Consider the following 20,436-nt stretch of genomic DNA (forward strand, 5'->3'; position numbering starts at 1 on the left):
CGTAGAGAAGCTGAAACGCTTTTTCAGCAAATTTGTAACCTACTGAAAACGTTTGCGTTTTACGGGAGGCCTGGGGCCGCGTGGCGGCCCCGTGCGAGGTCAGAGGCTACGCGCGCTGAAGGTATCGCACTGATTCACGTCGCCACTGGAGAACCCGGCCTTGAACCAGCGCTCGCGCTGCTGCGAGGTGCCATGGGTGAACGAGTCGGGCACCACACGGCCCTGCCCCTGTTGCTGCAGACGGTCGTCGCCAATGGCATTGGCGGCATTCAGCGCCTCTTCCACGTCCCCTGGCTCCAGCCAGTCGAGGCGTTTCTGCGCCTGGTAGGCCCACACCCCGGCCAGGCAATCAGCCTGCAACTCCTGGCGTACCAGCAGGCCGTTGTCGCCCTCCATGCGCTGGCCGCTGCGCCGCGCCGCGTCGACCTTGGCCGAGACGCCAAGCAGGGTCTGCACATGGTGGCCGATCTCGTGGGCGATCACGTAGGCCTGGGCGAAGTCGCCGGCGGCCTTGAAGCGGGTTTCCATTTCGCGGAAGAAGGCCATGTCCAGGTATACACGCTGATCACCCGGGCAATAGAACGGCCCGACCGCCGAAGAGGCGAAGCCGCAGGCCGAATTGACCTGGCCGCTGAACAGCACCAGCTTGGGGTCGCGGTACTGCTTGCCGGCCTGGGCGAACAGGGCTTTCCAGGTGTCCTCGGTGTCGCCGAGGATCGAGGCGACGAACGCCGCCTGTTCATCGTTGGCCGGTGGTGCCTTGCTGCCGACATTGGCCGGGGCCGTCTGCTGCTGTTCCATCTGTCCGGCCAGCTGGCCGAGGATCTGCAGCGGGTCCTGCCCGGTGAGCCAGCCGATGCCGACGATCAGCAGGATGGCACCTAGCCCCAGGCCCTTGCCGCCGCCGAAACGCATGCCGCCTCCGCCGCCTGCGCCGCGGGCGTCGACCACGTTGTCGCTGCGTCGGCCTTTTCGCCATTCCATGTAGAGCTCTCCGGTTCGTGAAACATGAAGTCAAAGATTAGTTCAGTGCTGCCCGAACCGTCATCCGCTGCAGCAACATAACCAAACGGTTATGCCTGGGACCGTTGATTTCAATATTCATCCCAGCGGACCTGCCGGAAACTGCAAGCCATAAATCCAAGAGAGGAAACCGGCATGCCTGCCCAGGACACCAGCCGCTTTGTGATCCGTGATCGCAACTGGCACCCCAAGGCCTTCACCCCCGACTACAAGACCTCGGTGGCGCGTTCCCCGCGCCAGGCGTTGGTCAGCATCCCGCAATCGATCAGCGAAAGTACCGGCCCGGACTTTTCCCACCTGCGTTTCGCCGAGCATGACCACGACCTGCTGCTCAACTTCAATCATGGCGGCTTGCCGATCGGCGAGCGCATCATCGTCGCCGGCCGGGTCGTCGACCAGTATGGCAAACCCGTCCCCAACACCTTGGTGGAGATGTGGCAGGCCAATGCCGGTGGCCGTTACCGGCACAAGAACGACCGCTACCTGGCGCCACTGGATCCGAACTTCGGCGGTGTCGGTCGCTGCCTCACCGACCGCGACGGCTACTACAGCTTCCGCACCATCAAGCCCGGGCCGTACCCGTGGCGCAATGGCCCCAACGACTGGCGCCCGGCGCATATCCACTTCTCCATCAGCGGCCCGTCGATCGCCACCAAGCTGATCACCCAGCTGTATTTCGAGGGTGATCCGCTGATTCCGCTGTGTCCGATCGTCAAGTCGATCGCCAGCCCCGATGCGGTCGAACGGCTGATCGCCAAGCTCGACATGAGCCACGCCAACCCGATGGACTGCCTGGCCTACCGCTTCGACATCGTCCTGCGCGGCCAGCGCCAGACCCATTTCGAAAATCGCTGAGGAGGCCCGACATGCCTATCGAATTGCTGCCGGAAACGCCTTCGCAGACCGCCGGCCCCTATGTGCACATCGGCCTCGCCCTGGAGGCGGCCGGCAATCCGACCCGTGACCAGGAAATCTGGAACCGCATGGCCACGCCCGAGGCGCCGGGCGAGCACATCCTGCTGATCGGCCAGGTATACGACGGCAATGGTCATCTGGTGCGCGACTCGTTCCTGGAGGTGTGGCAGGCCGATGCCAATGGCCTGTACCAGGATGAGTACAACCTCGAGAACGCGTTCAACAGCTTTGGCCGCACCGCCACCACCTTCGATGCGGGCGAGTGGACCCTGCGCACGGTCAAGCCGGGGGTGGTGAACAATGCCGCGGGCGTGCCGATGGCGCCGCATATCAACATCAGCCTGTTTGCCCGGGGGATCAATATCCACCTGCATACGCGCCTGTACTTCGATGACGAGGGCGAGGCGAACGCCCGCTGCCCGGTGCTCAACCTGATCGAGCAGCCGCAGCGGCGCGAGACGCTGATCGCCAGGCGCTGTGAAGTGGATGGGAAGACGGCGTATCGGTTCGATATCCGTATTCAGGGGGAAGGGGAGACGGTGTTCTTCGACTTCTGAATGCAGGTCGGGAGCGAGGATCTGAGACAGTGCTTGAGTTTTAATGCCCATCAGTTAAAGCGGTAGTGGGGCTGCTGTGCAGCCCCAACTGAGCGTGATGAACTGGCGTCGGGCTCAGCCCTTGACCGGGTTCAGGTCGAAGGCGTCCGCCTGGTACTGGAACAGCAGGCAGTCGGCAGCCGCGGTGCAACCACTCTCATGCACCAGATTCGCCGGCAGCTTGTAGTAGGAACCGGCCGGGTATTCCACCCGCTTGCCATCGATCACCGCATAGAAGGTACCGCTCAGGACTACGGTCGGCAGCGTCTGGCTGTGGGTATGCAGGCCGTTGTCGGTGCCTTTGCGGAATTTCACGTAGGCCGAGTATGGGCCGCTGCCGAACAGATCGCCTTCGACATTGGCGTAGCTCACGGCGCCTTGGGTACCGCTGACGGCTTGCCAGTGCAGCGTGGCGCTGTCCGGCACCGAAATCAGCTTCTCGCCAGTGGCGTTGGCAGTGGTGGCAAGTGCGGCCATCGTCAGGCCGGCGAACATCGCGTGCAGTGCTTTCATGGGGGAGGCTCCTTCGCCAATTGACTGTGCGGCGAAGGTTAACCATTCAACCCGTGCACAAATACCCCGTGAGCAAGCCATGACTTGTGCAAGTTAAGCACATATCAATTCAGCCAGCGTGGCTCGGCATAGTACGCCTGCACATAGTCGAGCAGCGCCCGCACCTTGGGCGCAAGGTATCGGCTTTGTGGGTAGACCGCGTAAAGGGTGCGCGACGGCAGCGCCCATTCTTTCAGCACGGGCACCAGGCGTCCGTCGCGCAGGGCGTCGTGGACGATGAAGCGATCGAAACTGGCGATGCCAAGACCGCCAATGGCTGCCGTGCGCAGGGCGATGGGCGAGTTGGCGCTCAGGCGCCTGGGCATCAGTACGTCCTGTCGCTCGCCGCCGGGGCCGGTGAGCTGGAGCCGTTGTGGATGCAGCAGCTGGGTGAAGCCAAGCAGTGAGTGCGCAGCGAGGTCATCGAGGGTGACAGGGGCGCCGTGCCGTTCCAGGTAGCCGGGCGCGGCCACCAGCACTACTTCGCTGACGGCCAGTTGGCGTGCGACCAGGCTGGAGTCTGGCAGGTGGTCGGTGACCCTCAGGCAGACGTCGATGTCCTCTTCGAGCAGGTCGATGAAGCGGTCACTGCAATGCAGCTCGACCTGCAACTGTTCATGGCGTTCGACGAAATCCGGCAGCCAGCGCCCCAGCTCCAGTTCGCCGAACGCGGTGGCCACGCCCAGGCGCAGGGTACCGCTGGGTTGCTGCTGGTGCTCGGACAACTCGAGGGTCATCGCCTGCATCTGCTCGAGGATCTGCACGCAGTGGCGGTAGAACAGCGCGCCGGCCTCGGTCAGTTGCAGGCGACGGGTGGTGCGATTGAGCAACTGGGTGCCGAGGTGGCGCTCGAGGTTCTTCACCTGGCGCGACAGCACGGTATGGGAAACGCCCGCCTGGTGGGCGGCGGCGCTGAAGCTGCCGAGGTCGACGACCCGGCGGAAGGCCTGCATGGCGCTCAACTGATCCATCGATGCATCGCTCCTGATGGCGAGTGGCGGGGCCGTTGCGGCCCCGTCCTGTCGCGGGTCAACGCCGGACCAGCAGCACCCCGCTTTCCATGTGATGGGTATAGGGGAACTGGTCGAACAGGGCGCAGCGTTCGATACGGTGGGTATCGTGCAGCTGGGCGATGTTCTGCGCCAGGGTCTCGGGGTTGCAGGAAATGTACAGGATGCGCTCGAAGCGGCGAGCCAGCTCGCAGGTGTCCGGGTCCATGCCGGCGCGCGGCGGGTCGACGAACACCGTGCCGAAGTCGTAGCTTTTCAGGTCGATGCCTTCCAGGCGGCGGAACGGACGCACCTCGTTCAGCGCCTGGGTCAGCTCCTCGGCCGAAAGGCGCACCAGGCGCACGTTGCCCACGCCGTTCTCGTCGAGGTTGTGCAGCGCGGCGTTGACCGAGGTCTTGCTGATCTCGGTGGCCAGCACCTGACGCGCACGGGTGGCCAGCGGCAGGGTGAAGTTGCCGTTGCCGCAGTACAGCTCCAGCAGGTCGTCCGCGCGCTCGCCCATGGCTTCGAAGGCCCAGCCGAGCATCTTCTGGTTCACCGCGCCGTTGGGCTGGGTGAAGGCGCCTTCGGGCTGGCGGTAGCTGAAGGTGCGTCCGGCGATGTCGAGTTTCTCCACCGCGTAGTCGCGGCCGATCACCACGCGCTTGCCTTTCGAGCGGCCGATCACGCTGACGCCGAGGTCACCGGCCAACTGCTGCGCGGCCGCTTCCCAGGCCTCGTCCAGCGGGCGGTGGTAGCACAGGGTGACCATCGCATCACCTGCCAGGGTGGTGAGGAACTCCACCTGGAACAGACGGTTGTTCAGCGCCTCGCTGGCTTGCCAGGCGGCTTTCAGGCGCGGCATCAGGTCATTGATACGTTGGCTGGCGATGGGGAACTCGTCGATCAGGATCGCCTTGTGCTTCTCGCCCGGGGCGAACATCGCGTAGTGGCGCTGGCCGTCCTCGCGCCACAGACGGAACTCGGCGCGCAGGCGGTAGTGCTCGCGGGGCGAGTCGAACACCGCCGGCTCCGGGGCGTCGAACGCTGCCAGCAGCTCGCGCAGGCGGGCGGCCTTGGCCGCCAGCTGCGCGTCGTATTGCGCGGGGTCGAAGACAGCACTCATGCGGGGAACCAGCCGAGCTTGATGACGAACAGGATGGACAGGATCACCAGCGCCGGGTTCAGGTCTTGGCGACGGCCGGAGATCAGTTTGATGGCGGTCCAGGCGATGAAGCCGAAGGCGATGCCGTTGGCGATCGAGTAGGTCAGCGGCATGGCCAGGGCGGTCACCACCACCGGCGCGGCTTCGGTGACGTCGTCCCAGTTGATTTCGGCCAGGCCCGAGGCCATCAGCACGGCGACGAACAGCAGCGCCGGGGCGGTGGCGAAGGCCGGCACGCTGCCGGCCAGCGGGGCGAAGAACAGGGCCAGCAGGAACAGGACCGCCACCACGATGGCGGTGAGACCGGTGCGGCCACCGGCGCTGACGCCGGCTGCCGACTCGATGTAGCTGGTGGTGGTCGAGGTGCCCAGCAGGGAGCCGGCCATGGCGGCGGTACTGTCGGCGATCAGGGCGCGGCCCATCTTCGGCATGTGCCCGTCCTTGCCCATCAGGCCGGCGCGCTTGGCCACGCCGATCAGGGTGCCGGAGTTGTCGAACAGGTCGACGAACAGGAAGGCGAAGATCACGCTGATCAGGCCGACGTCCAGCGCGCCCTTGATGTCCAGCTGCAGGAAGGTCGGCGCCAGCGACGGCGGCATCGACACCACGCCGCCGAACGGGGTGACGCCCATGGCGATCGAGGCCACGGTCACGGCGAGGATGCCGATCAGCACCGCGCCACGTACTTTCATCGCCTCGAGCGCGACGATCAGGAAGAAGCCCAGGGTGGCGAGGACCGGCGCCGGCTTCGCGAGGTCGCCCAGGCCCACCAGGGTGGCCTGGTTGTCGACGACGATGCCGGCGTTATGCAGGGCGATGAGCGCCAGGAACAGGCCGATGCCGGCGGCGATCGCCGAGCGCAGCGGCAGCGGGATGCTGTTCACGATCCATTCGCGGATGCGGAAGATCGACAGCAGGAAGAACAGCACCGCGGAGAGGAACACCGCGCCCAGGGCTACCTGCCAGGTATGGCCCATGTGCAGGACCACGGTGTAGGTGAAGAAGGCGTTCAGGCCCATGCCCGGCGCCAGGGCGATCGGGTAGTTGGCGATGATGCCCATGGTCACCGAACCGATGGCCGCGGCCAGGCAGGTGGCGACGAAGATCGCGCCCTTGTCCATGCCGGTCTCGCCGAGAATGCTCGGGTTGACGAACAGGATGTAGGCCATGGCCAGGAAGGTGGTGACGCCCGCGAGAATCTCGGTGCGCACGTTGGTGTTGTGTGCTCTCAGTTGAAACAGCCTTTCCAGCATGCCTGCTCCCCAGGGCGCCCTCGCGCCGTGAATGTATCGACCCCAACAGCAAAGCACAGACCGTACCGGGTGCCGTGGTTTTGTGCGGGGCGGAAAAAAGCCGCGCATCATACCAGCAAGGGGGGCAGGGGCCTATCGTGGGAGCGGGCTTGCCCGCGATTTCGTCGGATAGGCCAGGCGCAACCGTCCGGGTCTTTGAAATCGCGGGGCAAGCCCGCTCCCACGATGAGAGCGTGCAGGGCCTGTCAGCCGTTGTGCATGCGGTCCCGGTGAGTCAGCGTCGGGAACAGCTTCATCCACACCCCGGTCACCACCAGTGTGCCGACACCCCCGAGCACCACTGCCGGCACTGTGCCAAACCAGTGCGCGGTCAGCCCCGACTCGAACTCGCCGAGCTGGTTCGAGGCACCGATGAACAGCCCGTTCACCGCGCTCACTCGGCCACGCATCTCGTCCGGTGTCTCCAGCTGCACGAAGGCGCCACGGATGACCATGCTGATCATGTCCGCCGCGCCGAGCACCACCAGCACCGCCAACGAGAACCAGAACGAGGTCGAGAGACCGAAGGCGATGGTCGCCACACCGAAAATGCCCACCGAGGCGAACATGATCAGCCCGACCTTGCGCTCCACCGGGAAGCGCGCCAGCCACAGCGACATCAGCAGCGCCCCCACCGCCGGTGCCGAGCGCAGCAGGCCCAGGCCCCAGGCGCCGGTGAGCAGGATGTCCTTGGCGAACACCGGCAGCAGCGCGGTGGCACCGCCCAGCAGCACGGCGAACAGGTCCAGGGAGATGGCGCCGAAGATGTCCGGGCGGCTGCGGATGAAGCGGATACCGGCGAGCAACGAGTCAAGGTTGGCCCGGCCGGGTTGCGGTTGCTGCCGTCGGGCGTCGAGGCTCAAGGTCAGCAGGCAGGCGATGAGGTAGAGGATCACGGTCGGGCCATACACCCAGGTGCTGCCGAGGGCATACAGCAAGCCCCCCACTGCCGGCGCGACGATGGTCGCCGACTGGGTGGCCGACGCCGAGGCCGCCACCGCGCGGGGAAACAGGCCCGGCGGCACCACGTTGGGCAGCAGTGCCTGGGTCGCTGGCATCTCGAACGAGCGGGTGGCGCCCAGCAGGAAGGCGAGAACGAAGATCAGCTCGCGGCTGACATTGTCGCTGGCGCTGCCCAGGGCCAGCGCCAGGGCGATCAGCGCCTGCAGGGTCTGGCACAAGGCCGCGACCTTGCGCCGGTCATAGCGATCGGCGACATGCCCGGTGTGCAGCATGAACAGCACCCGCGGCGCGAATTCCACCAGGCCGACCAGGCCCAGGTCGAGCACATTGCTAGTGAGTTGGTAGAGGTGCCAGCCGATGGCCACGGTGAGCATCTGAAAGCCGCTGGCGGTGAACACCCGGGCCAGCCAGAACGCGAGGAAAGGACGGTGATGGCGCAGCAATTGCGGGGTGGAATCGGACATCGGATGCCTGCGGCCTCGGAGATAGAGGGGGCTGCAGCGTAACATCTGTTTGTAACAAATGGTTGCTGAAAACCGCGTGGATCAACTCCCGGCGCTTCGCATAAGCGGGTGAGGCAACAGGTCACGCGGCAATCAACCACACATCCGGATGGGTCATTCAGGACTATGCTTCCATTCAGTCGTTGATCTGGGTCAATCGTTCCAGATGCAACGATCTTGGCCCTCGGGCCGGAATCCCCGCGATCGAACAGAACAATTCCAACGTGCCGCACTCGATACCCGTGGGGGCAGTGGGCGACGGGGCCACGGGCCCGGCCGCCGGATTATCTGAAGAGGAAGCATCATGTTCGGATTGGAAGCCCTAGAGCTCGCCCGAATCCAGTTTGCCTTTACCGTGTCCTTTCACATCCTGTTCCCGGCCATCACCATTGGCCTGGCGAGCTACCTGGCGGTTCTCGAAGGCCTTTGGCTGAGGACCGGCGACAACACCTACCGTGACCTCTACCACTTCTGGTCGAAGATCTTCGCCGTCAACTTCGGCATGGGCGTGGTCTCCGGCCTGGTCATGGCCTACCAGTTCGGCACCAACTGGAGCCAGTTCTCCGACTTCGCCGGCTCCATCACCGGCCCCCTGCTTACCTACGAGGTGCTCACGGCCTTCTTCCTCGAGGCCGGTTTCCTCGGCGTCATGCTGTTCGGCTGGAACCGTGTCGGCCGTGGCCTGCACTTCTTCGCCACGGTGATGGTGGCGATCGGCACGCTGGTGTCGACGTTCTGGATCCTGGCTTCCAACAGCTGGATGCAGACCCCGCAGGGCTACGAGATCGTCGATGGCCGGGTGATCCCGGTGGACTGGCTGGCGGTGATCTTCAACCCGTCCTTCCCCTATCGCCTGATGCACATGGCCACTGCGGCCTTCGTCGCCACCGCGTTCTTCGTCGGCGCCTCGGCGGCCTGGCACCTGCTGCGCGGACGTGACAACCCGGCGGTGCGCAAGATGCTGTCGATGGCCATGTGGATGGCGCTGATCGTCGCGCCGGTCCAGGCCGTGATCGGCGACTTCCATGGCCTGAACACGCTCAAGCATCAGCCGGTGAAGATCGCCGCCATCGAAGGTCACTGGGAGAACAAGCCCGGTGAGCCGACGCCGCTGATCCTGTTCGGCATTCCCGACATGAAAGCCGAGACCACCCACTTCAAGCTCGAGATTCCGGCGCTCGGCAGCCTGATCCTCACCCACAGCCTGGACAAGCAGGTCCCGGCGATGAAGGACTTCCCGCCGCAAGACCGGCCCAACTCGACCATCGTGTTCTGGTCGTTCCGGATCATGGTCGGCCTGGGCTTGCTGATGATCTTCGTCGGCCTGTGGAGCCTGTGGCTGCGCAAGCGCGGCACCCTGTACAGCTCGCGGCCGTTCCTCTACCTGACCTTGTGGATGGGGCCTTCCGGCCTGATCGCGATCCTCGCCGGGTGGTTCACCACCGAGATCGGTCGCCAGCCATGGGTGGTCTACGGGTTGATGCGCACCGCCGATGGCGTGTCCAACCACAGCTATGCGCAGCTCGGCTTCACCCTGGTGATGTTCGTGGTGGTCTACTTCGCCCTGTTCGGCACCGGCATCGGCTACATGTTGCGCCTGGTGCGCAAAGGCCCGCAAACCGGCGAGGGCGATGAGCACACCCCTGGCGGCCCGGGCCAGAAACGCACGCCGGCGCGGCCGTTGTCCGCCGCCGATGACGGCCATGAGGCCGACTCCACCCGCCTGAGCAAGGGGAACTGAGATGGGAATCGATCTTCCGCTGATCTGGGCCGTGATCATCATCTTCGGCGTCATGATGTACGTGGTGATGGATGGTTTCGACCTGGGGATCGGCATGCTCTTCCCCTTCGTCAAGGACGAGCGTGACCGTGACGTGATGATGAACACCGTCGCCCCGGTGTGGGACGGCAACGAAACCTGGCTGGTGCTGGGAGGCGCGGCACTGTTCGGTGCCTTCCCGCTGGCCTACTCGGTGGTGCTCGAGGCGCTGTACCTGCCGTTGATCCTGATGCTGGTGGGCCTGATCTTCCGTGGCGTGGCCTTCGAGTTCCGCTTCAAGGCCCGGCCCCACAAACGCCATATCTGGGACAAGGCGTTCATCTGGGGCTCGCTGGTGGCGACCTTCTTCCAGGGCGTGGCCCTGGGGGCCTTCATCGAGGGCTTCAAGGTGGTCGACCGCAAGTTCGCCGGCGGCACGCTCGACTGGCTGACCCCGTTCACGCTGTTCTCCGGCCTGGGCCTGATCGTCGCCTACACCCTGCTGGGCTGCACCTGGCTGATCATGAAGACCGAAGGACCGCTGCAGAAGAAGATGCACGATGTGGCCCGGCCGCTGGCGCTGGTGCTGCTGGCGGTGATCGGCATCGTCAGCCTGTGGACGCCGATCGCCTACCCGCAGATCGCCGAACGCTGGTTCAGCATGCCTAACCTGGTCTGGTTCATGCCGGTACCGATCCTGGTGCTGGTGACCTTCTACGGACTGCTTCGCGCGGTGGCGCGCAACGCCCACTACACGCCGTTCCTGCTGACCCTGGTGCTGATCTTCCTGGGCTACAGCGGCCTGGGCATCAGTCTGTGGCCGAACATCATCCCGCCGTCCATCAGCATCTGGGACGCCGCGGCGCCGCCGCAGAGCCAGGGCTTCATGCTGGTCGGCACGCTGTTCATCCTGCCATTCATCCTGGGCTACACCTACTGGAGCTACTACGTGTTCCGCGGCAAGGTGACCCATGACGATGGCTATCACTAGGAGTGCCAGGCAATGACTGTCGAAGAGAAGAAGCCGTTGTGGCAGCGCCTGGGCTGGCTGGTGCTGATCTGGGTGTTGAGCGTGGCGGCGCTTGGGGTGGTCGCCTATGGCATGCGCATGTTCATGAGTGCGGCGGGCCTTAGTACTCACTAAGCCTTTGATCCATCGCGGGGCAAGTCGCAGCGGCGGTTCGACGCTGCGACTTGCCCCGCGATGCTTTATTTCCTGGCCTTGAGCACCACGAACTTCGGCGTCGCCGCCACCTGTTCCACGCCCCGGAACAACCGCGCCAGCTTGCTGTGGTAGCCCAGGTGGCGGTTGCCGACGATGTACAACGCGCCACCGACCTCCAGCGCCTCCCGGGCCTGCTGGAACATGCGCCAGGCGAGGAAGTCGCCCACCACCTGCTGCTGGTGGAACGGCGGGTTGCACAGCACCACGTCCAGCGACTGTCGTTCCTGGCCGGCCAGGCCATCCGCCGCGCGGATTTCCACCTCGCGGGCACCCAACGCCGCCTGCCAGTTCTCCCGCGCCGACTGCACCGCCATGTACGACTCGTCCACCAGCGTGTAGTGCGCATCCGGGTTGAGCAGGGCGCTGGCGATGGCCAGCACGCCATTGCCGCAGCCCAGGTCTGCGACGCGGGCGCGGCCGAGGTCACGTGGCAGGTGCGGCAGGAAGGCGCGGGTGCCGATGTCCAGGCCCTCGCGGCAGAACACGTTGGCATGGTTGACCAGCTCCAGGGCCGGTTCATCCAGGTGGTAGCGGGTCGGGTAGGGCGAGCGCGTGGCCGCTCGTCCGGCGACGGTGGCGGTGAGCAGCCGGGCCTTCTTTTGCGCCAGCGATGCCTGGACCGGACCGATGTACTTTTCCATCAGGTCGCCGGCGGCGCGCGGCAGGTGCTTGATCATGGCACCGGCGATCACCTGGGCTCCGGGGGCCAGCTGGCCCTGCAGGCGGATCAGTTGCTCTTCCAGCAGCGCCAGCGTCTTGGGCACGCGCACCAGCACGCGGTCGAACGGGCCCTGCCAGGTTTCGCTGGCTGTCACGAAAGGCACCGCATCGAACGGCTTGTCATTGCGTGCCAGGTTCTTTTCCAGCGCCATGCGCGCCAGGTGCGAGTCGCCGCTGCTGGTCACCTGCAGGTGGCCGGCCAGGCTCGTGGCCAGCGCCCCGAAACTGTCGTTGAGTACCAGCACCTTGCAACCTGCGGTGGGTGACTGGGCAGCCAGGTGTTCCAGCAGGTACTGGTCGGCGGCATCGAAAGCCAGCAGGGGGTCGTTGGCCTGCTCCGGCTGGCGGATCAGGTCGAGGTCGGCGAAGGGGCTGTTGAACAGGGGCATGACAAGGGGCTCTGCTGCGAATCTGCGTGAGGGGGCGATTCTACAGGGCTTTGTACGCCACAGGGGCTAGCGTTGGGTCAGAGCAGGCCGCGCATGGCGGCGATGGCGATGGCCCCGGCCTTGTTGGCGGCGTTGGTCTTGGTGATGACGCTGCGGATATGGAAGTTCACGGTGCTGGTCGACAGCGACAGGATGGTCGCCACATCGGCGGCGGTCTTGCCGGCGGCAGACCATTTGAGCACTTCCAGCTCGCGTTCGCTCAGTTGCGGCAAGGGGCTGATCTTGGCCAGATGGTATTCGCTGAGTACCGCATGCAAGGTGTTGCACAGCCACATCACCTGGGCGCCTTTCTCGTAGAGCTCATGGCGATCGACGGCGTGCCTGGGCCTGGACACACTGAGCTGGGTCTCGTTATGCCGCAGGTCGTGGACCGACTGGGTCCAGCCATGGGTGATGCCGTGCGCGCAGGCTCCTTCGCGCACGTGCGGGACTTCGCGGAACAGTTCGTCGTTCCAGAGCACGGGCAGGGTGGATCGGTGGCAGTTGGAAACCACCGGATCTATGGCGATCAGATTTTCCTTCTGGTAGCGCTCGTTCCATTCCCGCGGGTAATTGTTGTAGAGCACCACCTGCGGGCTATGGGCGGCGATGTGCAGGTGCAGCGACAAGCCGAGGAACTCCATGTCCAGTGCCTGTACCAACTCCACGGCCTTGCCCAGCAGGGCCTGTGGTTCCTGTTGCTCCAGCAATATCTCGAGCTGTTCACTTTTCCACTGTGGCATCGATGGCACTCCCCTTCACGCCGTTCTGGATCCAATGCGTGCGCTGTACCGGAGCTAGTGTAGGAAATGTCCTAAATCTGCGCTGGTTTTTTTTGCTATACCTGCCGCGCATTCTTAGCTATTTGTTGCATGCCATAAACGATGCCCTACAAACCGACGGTTTTTATCCTGGCCGCTTTGCGCGACACTTGGCGCATTCGAACCATGGAGCCCGTCATGACCGCCAGCGCTGACAAATTCACCCGCCAGACCCTGCTCGACGTCCAGCCCTTGACGCCCAACCTGTTCTCCCTGCGGGTCACCCGCGATGCGGGCTTCCGTTTTCGTGCCGGGCAGTTCGCGCGACTGGGTGTGACCAAGGCGGATGGTAGTGTGGTCTGGCGTGCCTATTCGATGGTCAGCGCCCCCCATGACGAACACCTGGACTTCTTTTCGATCGTGGTGCCGGGGGGCGAATTCACCAGTGAGCTGAGCCGCCTTGGCGAGGGCGATACGCTGATGATCGACCGCCAGGCCTTCGGCTTCCTCACCCTCGATCGCTTCGTCGGCGGGCGTGACCTGTGGTTGCTGGCCACCGGTACCGGGATCGCGCCGTTCATGTCGATCCTGCAGGACTTCGAGGCCTGGGAGCGTTTCGACAACATCAAGCTGGTGTATTCGGTGCGCGAAGCGAAGGAACTGGCCTATGTGGACGAGATTGCCGAGCTCGAACAGCGCGAGTATCTCGCCGAGTTCGCCGGCAAGCTGCAGTTCATACCGGTGGTGACCCGGGAGCGGCATCCAGGCGCGCTGAACGCGCGGATCACCACGCTCATCGAGAATGGCGAACTGGAAAAGGTGGCGGGGCTCGAGCTGTCGCCGGAACACTCGCGGATCATGCTGTGCGGCAACCCGGAAATGATCGACGAGACGCGCAAGGTGCTCAAGGCCCGCGACCTGCAACTGAGCCTGAGCAAGCGGCCAGGACAGGTGGCGGTGGAAAACTACTGGTAAGTAAAACGGCGCCCTCGGGCGCCGTTTTCACAGGGTGTTTCAGGGCTGGCGGTTCTGCGCCTTGAGCAGGTCGCGGATCTCGGTCAGCAGGGTTTCCTCGGGGGTCGGCACGGGGGGGGCGCTCGGCGCCACGGCCTCTTCACGCTTGAGGCGGTTGATCACTTTCACGCCCATGAAGATGGCAAAGGCGACGATCACGAAGTCGAGGATGGTCTGGATGAACTTGCCATAAGCCAGCATCACCGCCGGCACATCGCCTTCGGCGGCCTTGAGCGTGATGGCCAGGTCGCTGAAGTCCACACCGCCGATCAGCAGGCCGATGGGGGGCATGATCACGTCGCCGACGAAGGACGACACGATCTTGCCGAACGCCGCGCCGATGATGATACCCACCGCCATGTCGACGACATTTCCCTTGACCGCGAAGGCCTTGAATTCACTGAGCATGCCCATGCTGTATTCCCTTGTTACGAATGGAGAGGTAATCGGAGTGTAAGCCACTAAAACGCTTCATGCGTGACGTTCGCAGCTACAGACTGCGTTTAGAGCGAATAGTTTTGTCGCTCCCCGAGGCCTCCGGGACACGTCCACGTTCGGCTATGATGGCGGTTTTTTCCAGGAGACCCAGCCCATGGCCAAGGCCAAGCGCTTGTATGGCTGCACCGAGTGCGGCGCGACCTTTCCCAAATGGGCCGGCCAGTGCGGTGATTGCGGAGCCTGGAACACCCTGGTCGAGACCATGATCGAGAGCGGCGCCGCCGCGGCCCCGAGCGGGCGCGCCGGCTGGACCGGGCAGCAGGCGCAGATCAAGACCCTGGCCGAGGTGAGTGTCGAGGAGATCCCGCGCTTCACCACCAGCAGCACCGAGCTCGACCGGGTACTCGGTGGCGGCCTGGTGGATGGCTCGGTGGTGCTGATCGGTGGTGACCCGGGAATCGGCAAGTCCACCATCCTCCTGCAGACGCTATGCAATATCGCCACGGCGATGCCGGCGCTCTACGTCACCGGTGAAGAGTCGCAGCAACAGGTGGCCATGCGTTCGCGACGCCTGGGCCTGCCCCAAGACCAGCTCAAGGTGATGACCGAAACCTGCATCGAGACCATCATCGCCACCGCGCGCCAGGAAAAGCCTCGGGTGATGGTGATCGACTCGATCCAGACCATCTTCACCGAGCAGCTGCAGTCGGCTCCAGGCGGCGTGGCCCAGGTGCGCGAGAGCACCGCCTTGCTGGTGCGCTACGCCAAGCAGAGCGGCACGGCGATCTTCCTGGTCGGCCACGTCACCAAGGAAGGCTCGTTGGCCGGTCCTCGGGTGCTCGAGCACATGGTCGACACCGTGCTGTATTTCGAGGGTGAGTCCGATGGTCGCCTGCGCCTGCTGCGGGCGGTGAAGAACCGCTTCGGCGCGGTCAACGAACTGGGCGTGTTCGGCATGACCGACCGTGGTCTGAAGGAAGTCTCCAATCCTTCGGCGATCTTCCTCAACCGCGCCCAGGAGGAAGTGCCCGGCAGCGTGGTCATGGCCACGTGGGAGGGGACCCGACCGATGCTGGTGGAGGTTCAGGCGCTGGTCGATGACAGTCACCTGGCCAACCCGCGGCGCGTTACCCTGGGTCTGGACCAGAACCGTCTGGCCATGCTGCTGGCGGTGCTGCACCGCCACGGCGGCATTCCCACCCATGACCAGGACGTGTTCCTCAACGTGGTCGGTGGCGTGAAGGTGCTGGAGACCGCCTCCGACCTGGCGCTGCTGGCGGCGGTGATGTCGAGCCTGCGCAACCGTCCGCTGGCCCATGGCTTGCTGGTCTTTGGCGAGATTGGCCTGTCGGGCGAAGTACGCCCGGTGCCCAGTGGCCAGGAGCGTCTGAAGGAAGCGGCCAAGCATGGCTTCAAGCGCGCGATCGTGCCCAAGGGCAACGCCCCGAAAGAAGCCCCCGCCGGCCTTCAGGTGATCGCCGTGACCCGTCTGGAACAGGCGCTGGATGCGTTGTTCGAATAAGCCATCTTCTTGCAAGTGATTCTCAATAACCAGTAGCATACCGCCACCTTGCGACCACCCCATGGAGAGCGTGTGGCGGAGTTCGACCTCAAGCGGCTGTTCGTAAAGCACGCGAAAAACCTTCAGGGCCTGCTCTCGCGCAAGGTGCGCGACCCGCAGCTGGCTGCCGATCTGGTGCAGGACAGCTTCCTGCGCCTGGCCGAGCAGCAGCGCCAGGCCCCGATCGAGAACGCGCAGGCCTACCTGTATCGCACCGCCCACAACCTGATGGTCGACCATGTGCGCCAGCAGCAGCGACGCAAGACCGACCTGGTTCCCCATGAAGCCCTCGAAAGCATTGTCGAAGAGCGCCCAGGGCTCGACGAACAGGCCGCGCGCGAGCAGCACCTGCGCCGTCTGCAGGCGATCCTCGGCGAGCTGCCCGAGCGGACTCGCCAGGTGTTTCGGCTCAACCGTCTCGAGGGCATGACCCACGCCGAGGTCGCACGCCATCTGGGAATCTCCGACAGTTCCGTGCAGAAGCATCTGGCCAAGGCCCTGGCCTATGTGATGCAGTGCCTGCAGGAAACCGAATGACCAACGGTTTACTGACAAATGCCACTTCAGACGTCAGCCCAGACATAACCAGATCGCGAGAGAACCGTGTGAGCAGCCAGAACGAGCAAGCCATCCGCGAGCAGGCCGCCGAGTGGGTGGTGCTGCAGCAGGCCGGCCCCCTCAGCCCGACGCAGCAGCTGACCCTGGAGCAGTGGTGCGCCAGCGATCCCCGGCATGCCCGGGCCTATGGCTTCGCCCAGGCCACTTGGGCCGACCTCGGGCAGCTGACGAGCCTGCCAGCCGCCACGCCGCTGCGCCCCGCGTCACCGCGGGACGGTACAGTCGTGCCGCGCCGCCGTCCGCGCTTGCGCCGGGCGGTGGCCAGCGCGGCGGTGCTGTTGCTGGCGGTCCTGGCCTTGGAGCAAGGCCCTCAGGCCTGGCTGGGCTGGCGCGCGGACTACCTCACCGGCACGGGTGAAATACGTCAGGTGACATTGCCCGACGGTAGCCAGGTCGAGCTGGACAGCCGTAGCGCCATCCAGCTTGCCTTCGACGAGCATGAGCGTCGCGTGCGCCTGCTCTCGGGCGAGGCGGTGTTCAGCGCCGCGCCGGTCACGGCCCAGGAGGCGCGCCCGTTCGTGGTCGAGTACGCCGGGGCCACCAGTCGTGCCCTGGGTACGCGCTTCGTGGTCGGTGAGGCGGGTGAGGGCGGCTGGGTGGGTATGCTCGAGCACCGCGTCGCGGTGGAGTTGCAGGTAGCGCCCGCGCAAGGCGAGGCCAGCCAAGTGCTGGAAGAAGGCCAGTGCCTGCGTTACGACCAGCGAGCCGGTTTGCGGCCATGGCCTGGCCGTGACCTGCGCCGAGCCACGGACTGGCAGCGCGGGGTGCTGGTGTTCGAGCGCCAGCCGCTCGACGAAGTGGTGGCGCGGCTCAATCGCTACCGCGCGGGCCGGCTGGTGATCGCCAATGACGCACTGGCTCGGCGCGAGGTCAGCGGGGTGTTCCGCCTGGACCAGCTTGGCAGCGCGCCGGATGTCCTCGGCGATGAGCTCAAGGCCCGGCTGATCGAGCTTCCAGGCCTGGCCGTGCTCTACTGAAAAGGCTTTCGGCAAAAAACTTTCAATTTTATTTACTGACTTTTTTCGCGCTGCTCGTCTGATTGTTGAGATTGATTTTCATTACTAGAAAACGCCAACAACGGACGAGCAATCGCAGTGAGCACGCCACTACAACAATCCCTGCGCCCTCTGGGCCACCTCGCCCTGGCCGGCAGCCTGGCCCTGGGCAGCAGTGCGCTGCCGATGGGGATCGGCATTGCACAGGCCGCCGATGCGCAAGGCGCCGCCAGCCGCAACCTGATCCGCTTCGACATTCCGGCCCAGTCGCTCGACGGCGCCGTGCTGGCCTATGCCGAGCAGTCAGGTGTGCAGGTGTTCTTCGACAGCCGCAAGCTGGCTGGTCTGCGCAGCGAAGGGCTGCAGGGCAGCTACCCGCCCGATGAGGGTTTGCGCCAGTTGCTGCGCGGCACGCCGGTGCGCTACCACTTCAGCGCCGCCGGGCAGGTTGGCCTGGAGCGCGTGACCCAGGGCGACGAGGCGCTGGAGCTGGGCGCGACCCATGTCGATTCGCAGCGCGATGGCGACTGGGTGTACCAGACCCCGCGATCGGTCAGCGTGATCACTCGCGAGCAGATCGACCAGCGCCCACCACGGCATGCCGCCGACATGCTCGAACAGACCGCCGGGGTCTACACCGCAGTCAACCAGCGTGACCCCGGCCTGTCGGTGAACATTCGCGGCGTGCAGGATTACGGCCGGGTCAACATGAACATCGATGGCATGCGCCAGAACTTCAACGTCAACGGCCACCAGCAGCGCAACGGCGTGATGTTCATCGACCCTGAGTTCGTGCAGGGCATCGAGATCGACAAGGGCACATCGGCGGGCATGGGCGGCGCCGGGGTGATCGGTGGCATCGCCAGCTTCAACACCATCCAGGCCAGCGACCTGCTCGGCCCGGGCAAGGAGGTCGGCGGCCGCCTGCGTGCCGGACATGGCATCGGCGAGCTGGGCAATGGCACCTACTTCAACGGCAGCGCCCTGTTCGCCGCCGGCAACGAGATCGGCGACGTCCTGGTCGGCCACAGCGAACGGCACTACGGCGACTATCGCAGCGGCACGCAGAACGCCGACAACCTGGGCACCCAGATCCGCGGCAAGCTGGACAATCGGGAGGCCTGGAAGGGCTGGCTCAACGGTGAAGTCGGTGCCATGGACAGCGTGACCCGCTCGCAGCTGTTCAAGCTGGGCCTGAATTTCGCCGACGATCAGCGCCTGCAGTTCAGCTACTTCGAAACCGACACCGACAGCAAGGATGCCTGGACCTACAGCGACTCGGTGAGCAACCGCTATTACTACCGGGTCACCAGCACCAACGACATCAACGCCAAGAACGCAGCGTTGGACTACAGCTACAAACCTGACAACGACCTGGTCGATTTCAAGGCCAAGCTGTACTACGTCACCACCCGCCAGGACCGCTGGAACGCCGACAACATGTCGTCGCTGCAAACGGGCAACCACGTCGAGGCCTACACCGACCGCTACCAGACCGATACCTGGGGCCTGCAGCTGGAGAATACCTCGCGCTGGCAGGTGGGCGGCGCCGGCGCGCTGGCCTTCAACTACGGCAGCGAGGCATTCCAGGACACCTTCCGCCCCAGCACCAATCGCGTCGCCGCACCCAACGAGATCGACGCGCTGCCCTATGTCGAAGGGCTGACGCCCAAGGGCAAACGGATCATGGCCAGCCTGTTCGGCAACCTGCGCTACGACCATGGCGACTGGCTGACGATCGACGCCGGCCTGCGCTACGACCGTTTTCGCCTGACCGGCGACACCGGGGTGACCACCTGGATGTACCCGATGGGCGTCACCGAGCCCAACCTGCGCCGTCAGCAGACCCATATGCTGTTCGATGTGGACCGCGAGGAAGGGCGCTTCTCGCCGACCTTCGGCATCGCCGTCAAGCCCGGCCCCGAGTGGCTGCAGGTGTACACCCGCTGGGGCCGAGGCTGGCGCCCGCCACAGGTCACCGAGGCGTTCATGACCGGCCGCCCCCATGGCGGAGGTTCCGAGATGGTCTATCCCAACCCCTTCCTCAAGGCCGAGGAGTCGCACAACTGGGAGTTGGGGGTGAATGTCTTTCGCGAATCGCTGTTTCGCGACGGCGACCGCTTCGCCGCCAAGGTCGCCTACTTCGATACGCGCATCGACAACTTCTCGTTCCTCGATATCAACGCCACCCTGCCGGGATCGAGCATCAGCGGCATCTCCCTGGGTCGCTCGGTCTACGAGAACAACCTCAGGAGCACGCGCTTTCGTGGCGTCGAGTACAGCCTGGACTATGACGCTGGCGCCTACTACGGCCAGCTCAGCTACACCCACATGATCGGCAGCAACGACTTCTGCTCCAAGCAGTACTACCTCGGCGGCGCCCAGCGCCTGGTCAATGCCGGCACGGTGATGCGCCCGGTGCAGGTGGGCAGTCGGATCATCATGCTGCCGGTGCGGGTATCCCGCGCCGAGTGGGCGGATGACCAGAACGCCGTCACCAGCTGTGGCGAGATCATGGGCAATGCCGCCTACATGCCGGCCGACCGTGGTGCCTTGACCCTGGGCATGCGCTTTCTCGAGCGCACCCTCGACGTGGGCATGCGGGCCCGCTACAGCGAGGGCAATGGTGAAAACCTCAACACCCACACCTATAGCCAGATCGACCAGGCCCTGTGGCCCAAGTACCTGGTCTACGACCTCTACGCCAGCTACTGGATGACCCCGCAGCTCAACATCGCGTTGTCGCTGGAGAACGCCACCGACGAGGCTTACTTCGTCGCCATGGGCGATGGCAACAACCTGTCGCTGGCTCGTGGCCGCACCCTTTCCGGGATGCTCGAGTACCGCTTCTGAAAAACCGGGTTTGCCCATTCCGGGCGACACGAAGGCCGCCATCGCGCCTTCGTCTTAACTGTGCAA

Annotated in this window: 19 protein-coding genes; 10 read left to right on the forward strand and 9 right to left on the reverse strand. The window is 64.8% G+C overall.

Annotated elements, in window-relative coordinates; translation table 11 throughout:
- Positions 1-99 precede the first annotated feature (99 nt).
- Complete coding sequence (locus N7422_RS14990; protein WP_279807265.1) at positions 100-984, reverse strand: neutral zinc metallopeptidase; 885 nt, start codon at positions 982-984, stop codon at positions 100-102.
- A 174-nt stretch (positions 985-1,158) separates the two neighbouring features.
- On the opposite strand from N7422_RS14990, the gene pcaH reads away from it, so the two are divergent.
- Complete coding sequence (gene pcaH, locus N7422_RS14995; RefSeq protein WP_279807266.1) at positions 1,159-1,878, forward strand: protocatechuate 3,4-dioxygenase subunit beta; 720 nt, start codon at positions 1,159-1,161, stop codon at positions 1,876-1,878.
- 11 nt (positions 1,879-1,889) lie between these two features.
- The gene (pcaG, locus tag N7422_RS15000; RefSeq protein ID WP_279807267.1) at positions 1,890-2,495 is read left to right on the forward strand and encodes a protocatechuate 3,4-dioxygenase subunit alpha; all 606 of its coding nucleotides are present in this window, start codon (positions 1,890-1,892) and stop codon (positions 2,493-2,495) included.
- A gap of 114 nt (positions 2,496-2,609) precedes the next feature.
- Here pcaG and N7422_RS15005 read toward each other — a convergent pair whose 3' ends face one another.
- The 5 genes from N7422_RS15005 to N7422_RS15025 form a co-directional block, all read right to left on the reverse strand.
- Complete coding sequence (locus tag N7422_RS15005; protein ID WP_279807268.1) at positions 2,610-3,047, reverse strand: cupin domain-containing protein; 438 nt, start codon at positions 3,045-3,047, stop codon at positions 2,610-2,612.
- 104 nt (positions 3,048-3,151) lie between these two features.
- Entirely contained in the window at positions 3,152-4,057 is a 906-nt protein-coding gene (locus tag N7422_RS15010; RefSeq protein WP_279807269.1) for a LysR family transcriptional regulator, read from the reverse strand.
- 58 nt (positions 4,058-4,115) lie between these two features.
- Complete coding sequence (gene trmA / locus N7422_RS15015) at positions 4,116-5,201, reverse strand: tRNA (uridine(54)-C5)-methyltransferase TrmA (RefSeq protein ID WP_279807270.1); 1,086 nt, start codon at positions 5,199-5,201, stop codon at positions 4,116-4,118.
- Positions 5,198-6,493: an NCS2 family permease gene (locus tag N7422_RS15020; RefSeq protein ID WP_279807271.1), complete on the reverse strand. Its 1,296-nt coding sequence runs from the start codon at positions 6,491-6,493 to the stop codon at positions 5,198-5,200. The genes trmA and N7422_RS15020 overlap by 4 nt, the downstream gene beginning before the upstream one ends.
- A 245-nt stretch (positions 6,494-6,738) precedes the next feature.
- Positions 6,739-7,959, reverse strand: coding sequence for an MFS transporter (locus N7422_RS15025; protein WP_279807272.1), 1,221 nt, complete (start codon positions 7,957-7,959; stop codon positions 6,739-6,741).
- A 343-nt stretch (positions 7,960-8,302) separates the two neighbouring features.
- On the opposite strand from N7422_RS15025, the gene N7422_RS15030 reads away from it, so the two are divergent.
- From N7422_RS15030 to N7422_RS15040, 3 genes are read left to right on the forward strand one after another with little or no spacing between them, the layout of a single operon-like run.
- Positions 8,303-9,739, forward strand: a complete 1,437-nt coding sequence (locus N7422_RS15030; protein WP_279807273.1) for a cytochrome ubiquinol oxidase subunit I — start codon at positions 8,303-8,305, stop codon at positions 9,737-9,739.
- A gap of 1 nt (position 9,740) precedes the next feature.
- Positions 9,741-10,748, forward strand: a complete 1,008-nt coding sequence (gene cydB / locus N7422_RS15035; RefSeq protein WP_279807274.1) for a cytochrome d ubiquinol oxidase subunit II — start codon at positions 9,741-9,743, stop codon at positions 10,746-10,748.
- A 12-nt stretch (positions 10,749-10,760) separates the two neighbouring features.
- Positions 10,761-10,901, forward strand: coding sequence for a DUF2474 domain-containing protein (locus N7422_RS15040; protein ID WP_279807275.1), 141 nt, complete (start codon positions 10,761-10,763; stop codon positions 10,899-10,901).
- A gap of 65 nt (positions 10,902-10,966) precedes the next feature.
- On the opposite strand, the gene N7422_RS15045 is transcribed toward N7422_RS15040, so the two are convergent.
- Both N7422_RS15045 and N7422_RS15050 read right to left on the reverse strand, forming a co-directional pair.
- A complete protein-coding gene (locus N7422_RS15045; protein ID WP_279807276.1) occupies positions 10,967-12,091 on the reverse strand; it encodes a methyltransferase in 1,125 nt (374 codons plus the stop codon).
- A 77-nt stretch (positions 12,092-12,168) separates the two neighbouring features.
- On the reverse strand, positions 12,169-12,873 hold the full coding sequence (locus tag N7422_RS15050; protein WP_279807277.1) for an autoinducer binding domain-containing protein: 705 nt from the start codon (positions 12,871-12,873) through the stop codon (positions 12,169-12,171).
- 216 nt (positions 12,874-13,089) lie between these two features.
- Between N7422_RS15050 and N7422_RS15055 the strand changes: the two genes are divergently transcribed.
- Positions 13,090-13,866 (forward strand): ferredoxin--NADP reductase, encoded by a 777-nt coding sequence (locus tag N7422_RS15055; RefSeq protein WP_279807278.1) that lies wholly within the window; start codon positions 13,090-13,092, stop codon positions 13,864-13,866.
- Between the two features lie 39 nt (positions 13,867-13,905).
- Here N7422_RS15055 and mscL read toward each other — a convergent pair whose 3' ends face one another.
- Entirely contained in the window at positions 13,906-14,319 is a 414-nt protein-coding gene (gene mscL, locus N7422_RS15060) for a large-conductance mechanosensitive channel protein MscL (RefSeq protein ID WP_279807279.1), read from the reverse strand.
- 178 nt (positions 14,320-14,497) lie between these two features.
- Between mscL and radA the strand changes: the two genes are divergently transcribed.
- From radA to N7422_RS15080, 4 genes are all read left to right on the forward strand, one after another.
- Positions 14,498-15,865 (forward strand): DNA repair protein RadA, encoded by a 1,368-nt coding sequence (radA, locus tag N7422_RS15065; RefSeq protein ID WP_279807280.1) that lies wholly within the window; start codon positions 14,498-14,500, stop codon positions 15,863-15,865.
- Between the two features lie 72 nt (positions 15,866-15,937).
- Entirely contained in the window at positions 15,938-16,441 is a 504-nt protein-coding gene (locus N7422_RS15070; RefSeq protein WP_279807281.1) for an RNA polymerase sigma factor, read from the forward strand.
- Between the two features lie 68 nt (positions 16,442-16,509).
- Positions 16,510-17,499 carry a FecR family protein gene (locus N7422_RS15075; RefSeq protein ID WP_279807282.1) on the forward strand — a complete coding sequence of 330 codons (990 nt, stop codon included), beginning with the start codon at positions 16,510-16,512 and terminating at the stop codon, positions 17,497-17,499.
- A gap of 204 nt (positions 17,500-17,703) precedes the next feature.
- Positions 17,704-20,370 carry a TonB-dependent hemoglobin/transferrin/lactoferrin family receptor gene (locus N7422_RS15080; RefSeq protein WP_279807362.1) on the forward strand — a complete coding sequence of 889 codons (2,667 nt, stop codon included), beginning with the start codon at positions 17,704-17,706 and terminating at the stop codon, positions 20,368-20,370.
- Positions 20,371-20,436: the final 66 nt, after the last annotated feature.

The sequence above is a fragment of the Pseudomonas sp. GD04091 genome (assembly GCF_029836165.1).
Taxonomy (GTDB): Bacteria; Pseudomonadota; Gammaproteobacteria; order Pseudomonadales; family Pseudomonadaceae; genus Aquipseudomonas.

Excerpts from the sequence above, each read along its gene's own strand:
- trmA (WP_279807270.1), bottom strand. The coding sequence starts at position 5,201 with ATGAGTGCTGTCTTCGACCCCGCGCAATACGACGCGCAGCTGGCGGCC.
- N7422_RS15025 (WP_279807272.1), bottom strand. The coding sequence starts at position 7,959 with ATGTCCGATTCCACCCCGCAATTGCTGCGCCATCACCGTCCTTTCCTC.
- mscL (WP_279807279.1), bottom strand. The coding sequence starts at position 14,319 with ATGGGCATGCTCAGTGAATTCAAGGCCTTCGCGGTCAAGGGAAATGTC.
- N7422_RS15005 (WP_279807268.1), bottom strand. The coding sequence starts at position 3,047 with ATGAAAGCACTGCACGCGATGTTCGCCGGCCTGACGATGGCCGCACTT.
- N7422_RS15030 (WP_279807273.1), top strand. The coding sequence starts at position 8,303 with ATGTTCGGATTGGAAGCCCTAGAGCTCGCCCGAATCCAGTTTGCCTTT.
- N7422_RS15040 (WP_279807275.1), top strand. The coding sequence starts at position 10,761 with ATGACTGTCGAAGAGAAGAAGCCGTTGTGGCAGCGCCTGGGCTGGCTG.
- N7422_RS14990 (WP_279807265.1), bottom strand. The coding sequence starts at position 984 with ATGGAATGGCGAAAAGGCCGACGCAGCGACAACGTGGTCGACGCCCGC.
- N7422_RS15045 (WP_279807276.1), bottom strand. The coding sequence starts at position 12,091 with ATGCCCCTGTTCAACAGCCCCTTCGCCGACCTCGACCTGATCCGCCAG.
- N7422_RS15050 (WP_279807277.1), bottom strand. The coding sequence starts at position 12,873 with ATGCCACAGTGGAAAAGTGAACAGCTCGAGATATTGCTGGAGCAACAG.
- N7422_RS15055 (WP_279807278.1), top strand. The coding sequence starts at position 13,090 with ATGACCGCCAGCGCTGACAAATTCACCCGCCAGACCCTGCTCGACGTC.
- pcaG (WP_279807267.1), top strand. The coding sequence starts at position 1,890 with ATGCCTATCGAATTGCTGCCGGAAACGCCTTCGCAGACCGCCGGCCCC.
- radA (WP_279807280.1), top strand. The coding sequence starts at position 14,498 with ATGGCCAAGGCCAAGCGCTTGTATGGCTGCACCGAGTGCGGCGCGACC.
- N7422_RS15020 (WP_279807271.1), bottom strand. The coding sequence starts at position 6,493 with ATGCTGGAAAGGCTGTTTCAACTGAGAGCACACAACACCAACGTGCGC.
- N7422_RS15080 (WP_279807362.1), top strand. The coding sequence starts at position 17,704 with ATGGGGATCGGCATTGCACAGGCCGCCGATGCGCAAGGCGCCGCCAGC.
- cydB (WP_279807274.1), top strand. The coding sequence starts at position 9,741 with ATGGGAATCGATCTTCCGCTGATCTGGGCCGTGATCATCATCTTCGGC.
- pcaH (WP_279807266.1), top strand. The coding sequence starts at position 1,159 with ATGCCTGCCCAGGACACCAGCCGCTTTGTGATCCGTGATCGCAACTGG.
- N7422_RS15010 (WP_279807269.1), bottom strand. The coding sequence starts at position 4,057 with ATGGATCAGTTGAGCGCCATGCAGGCCTTCCGCCGGGTCGTCGACCTC.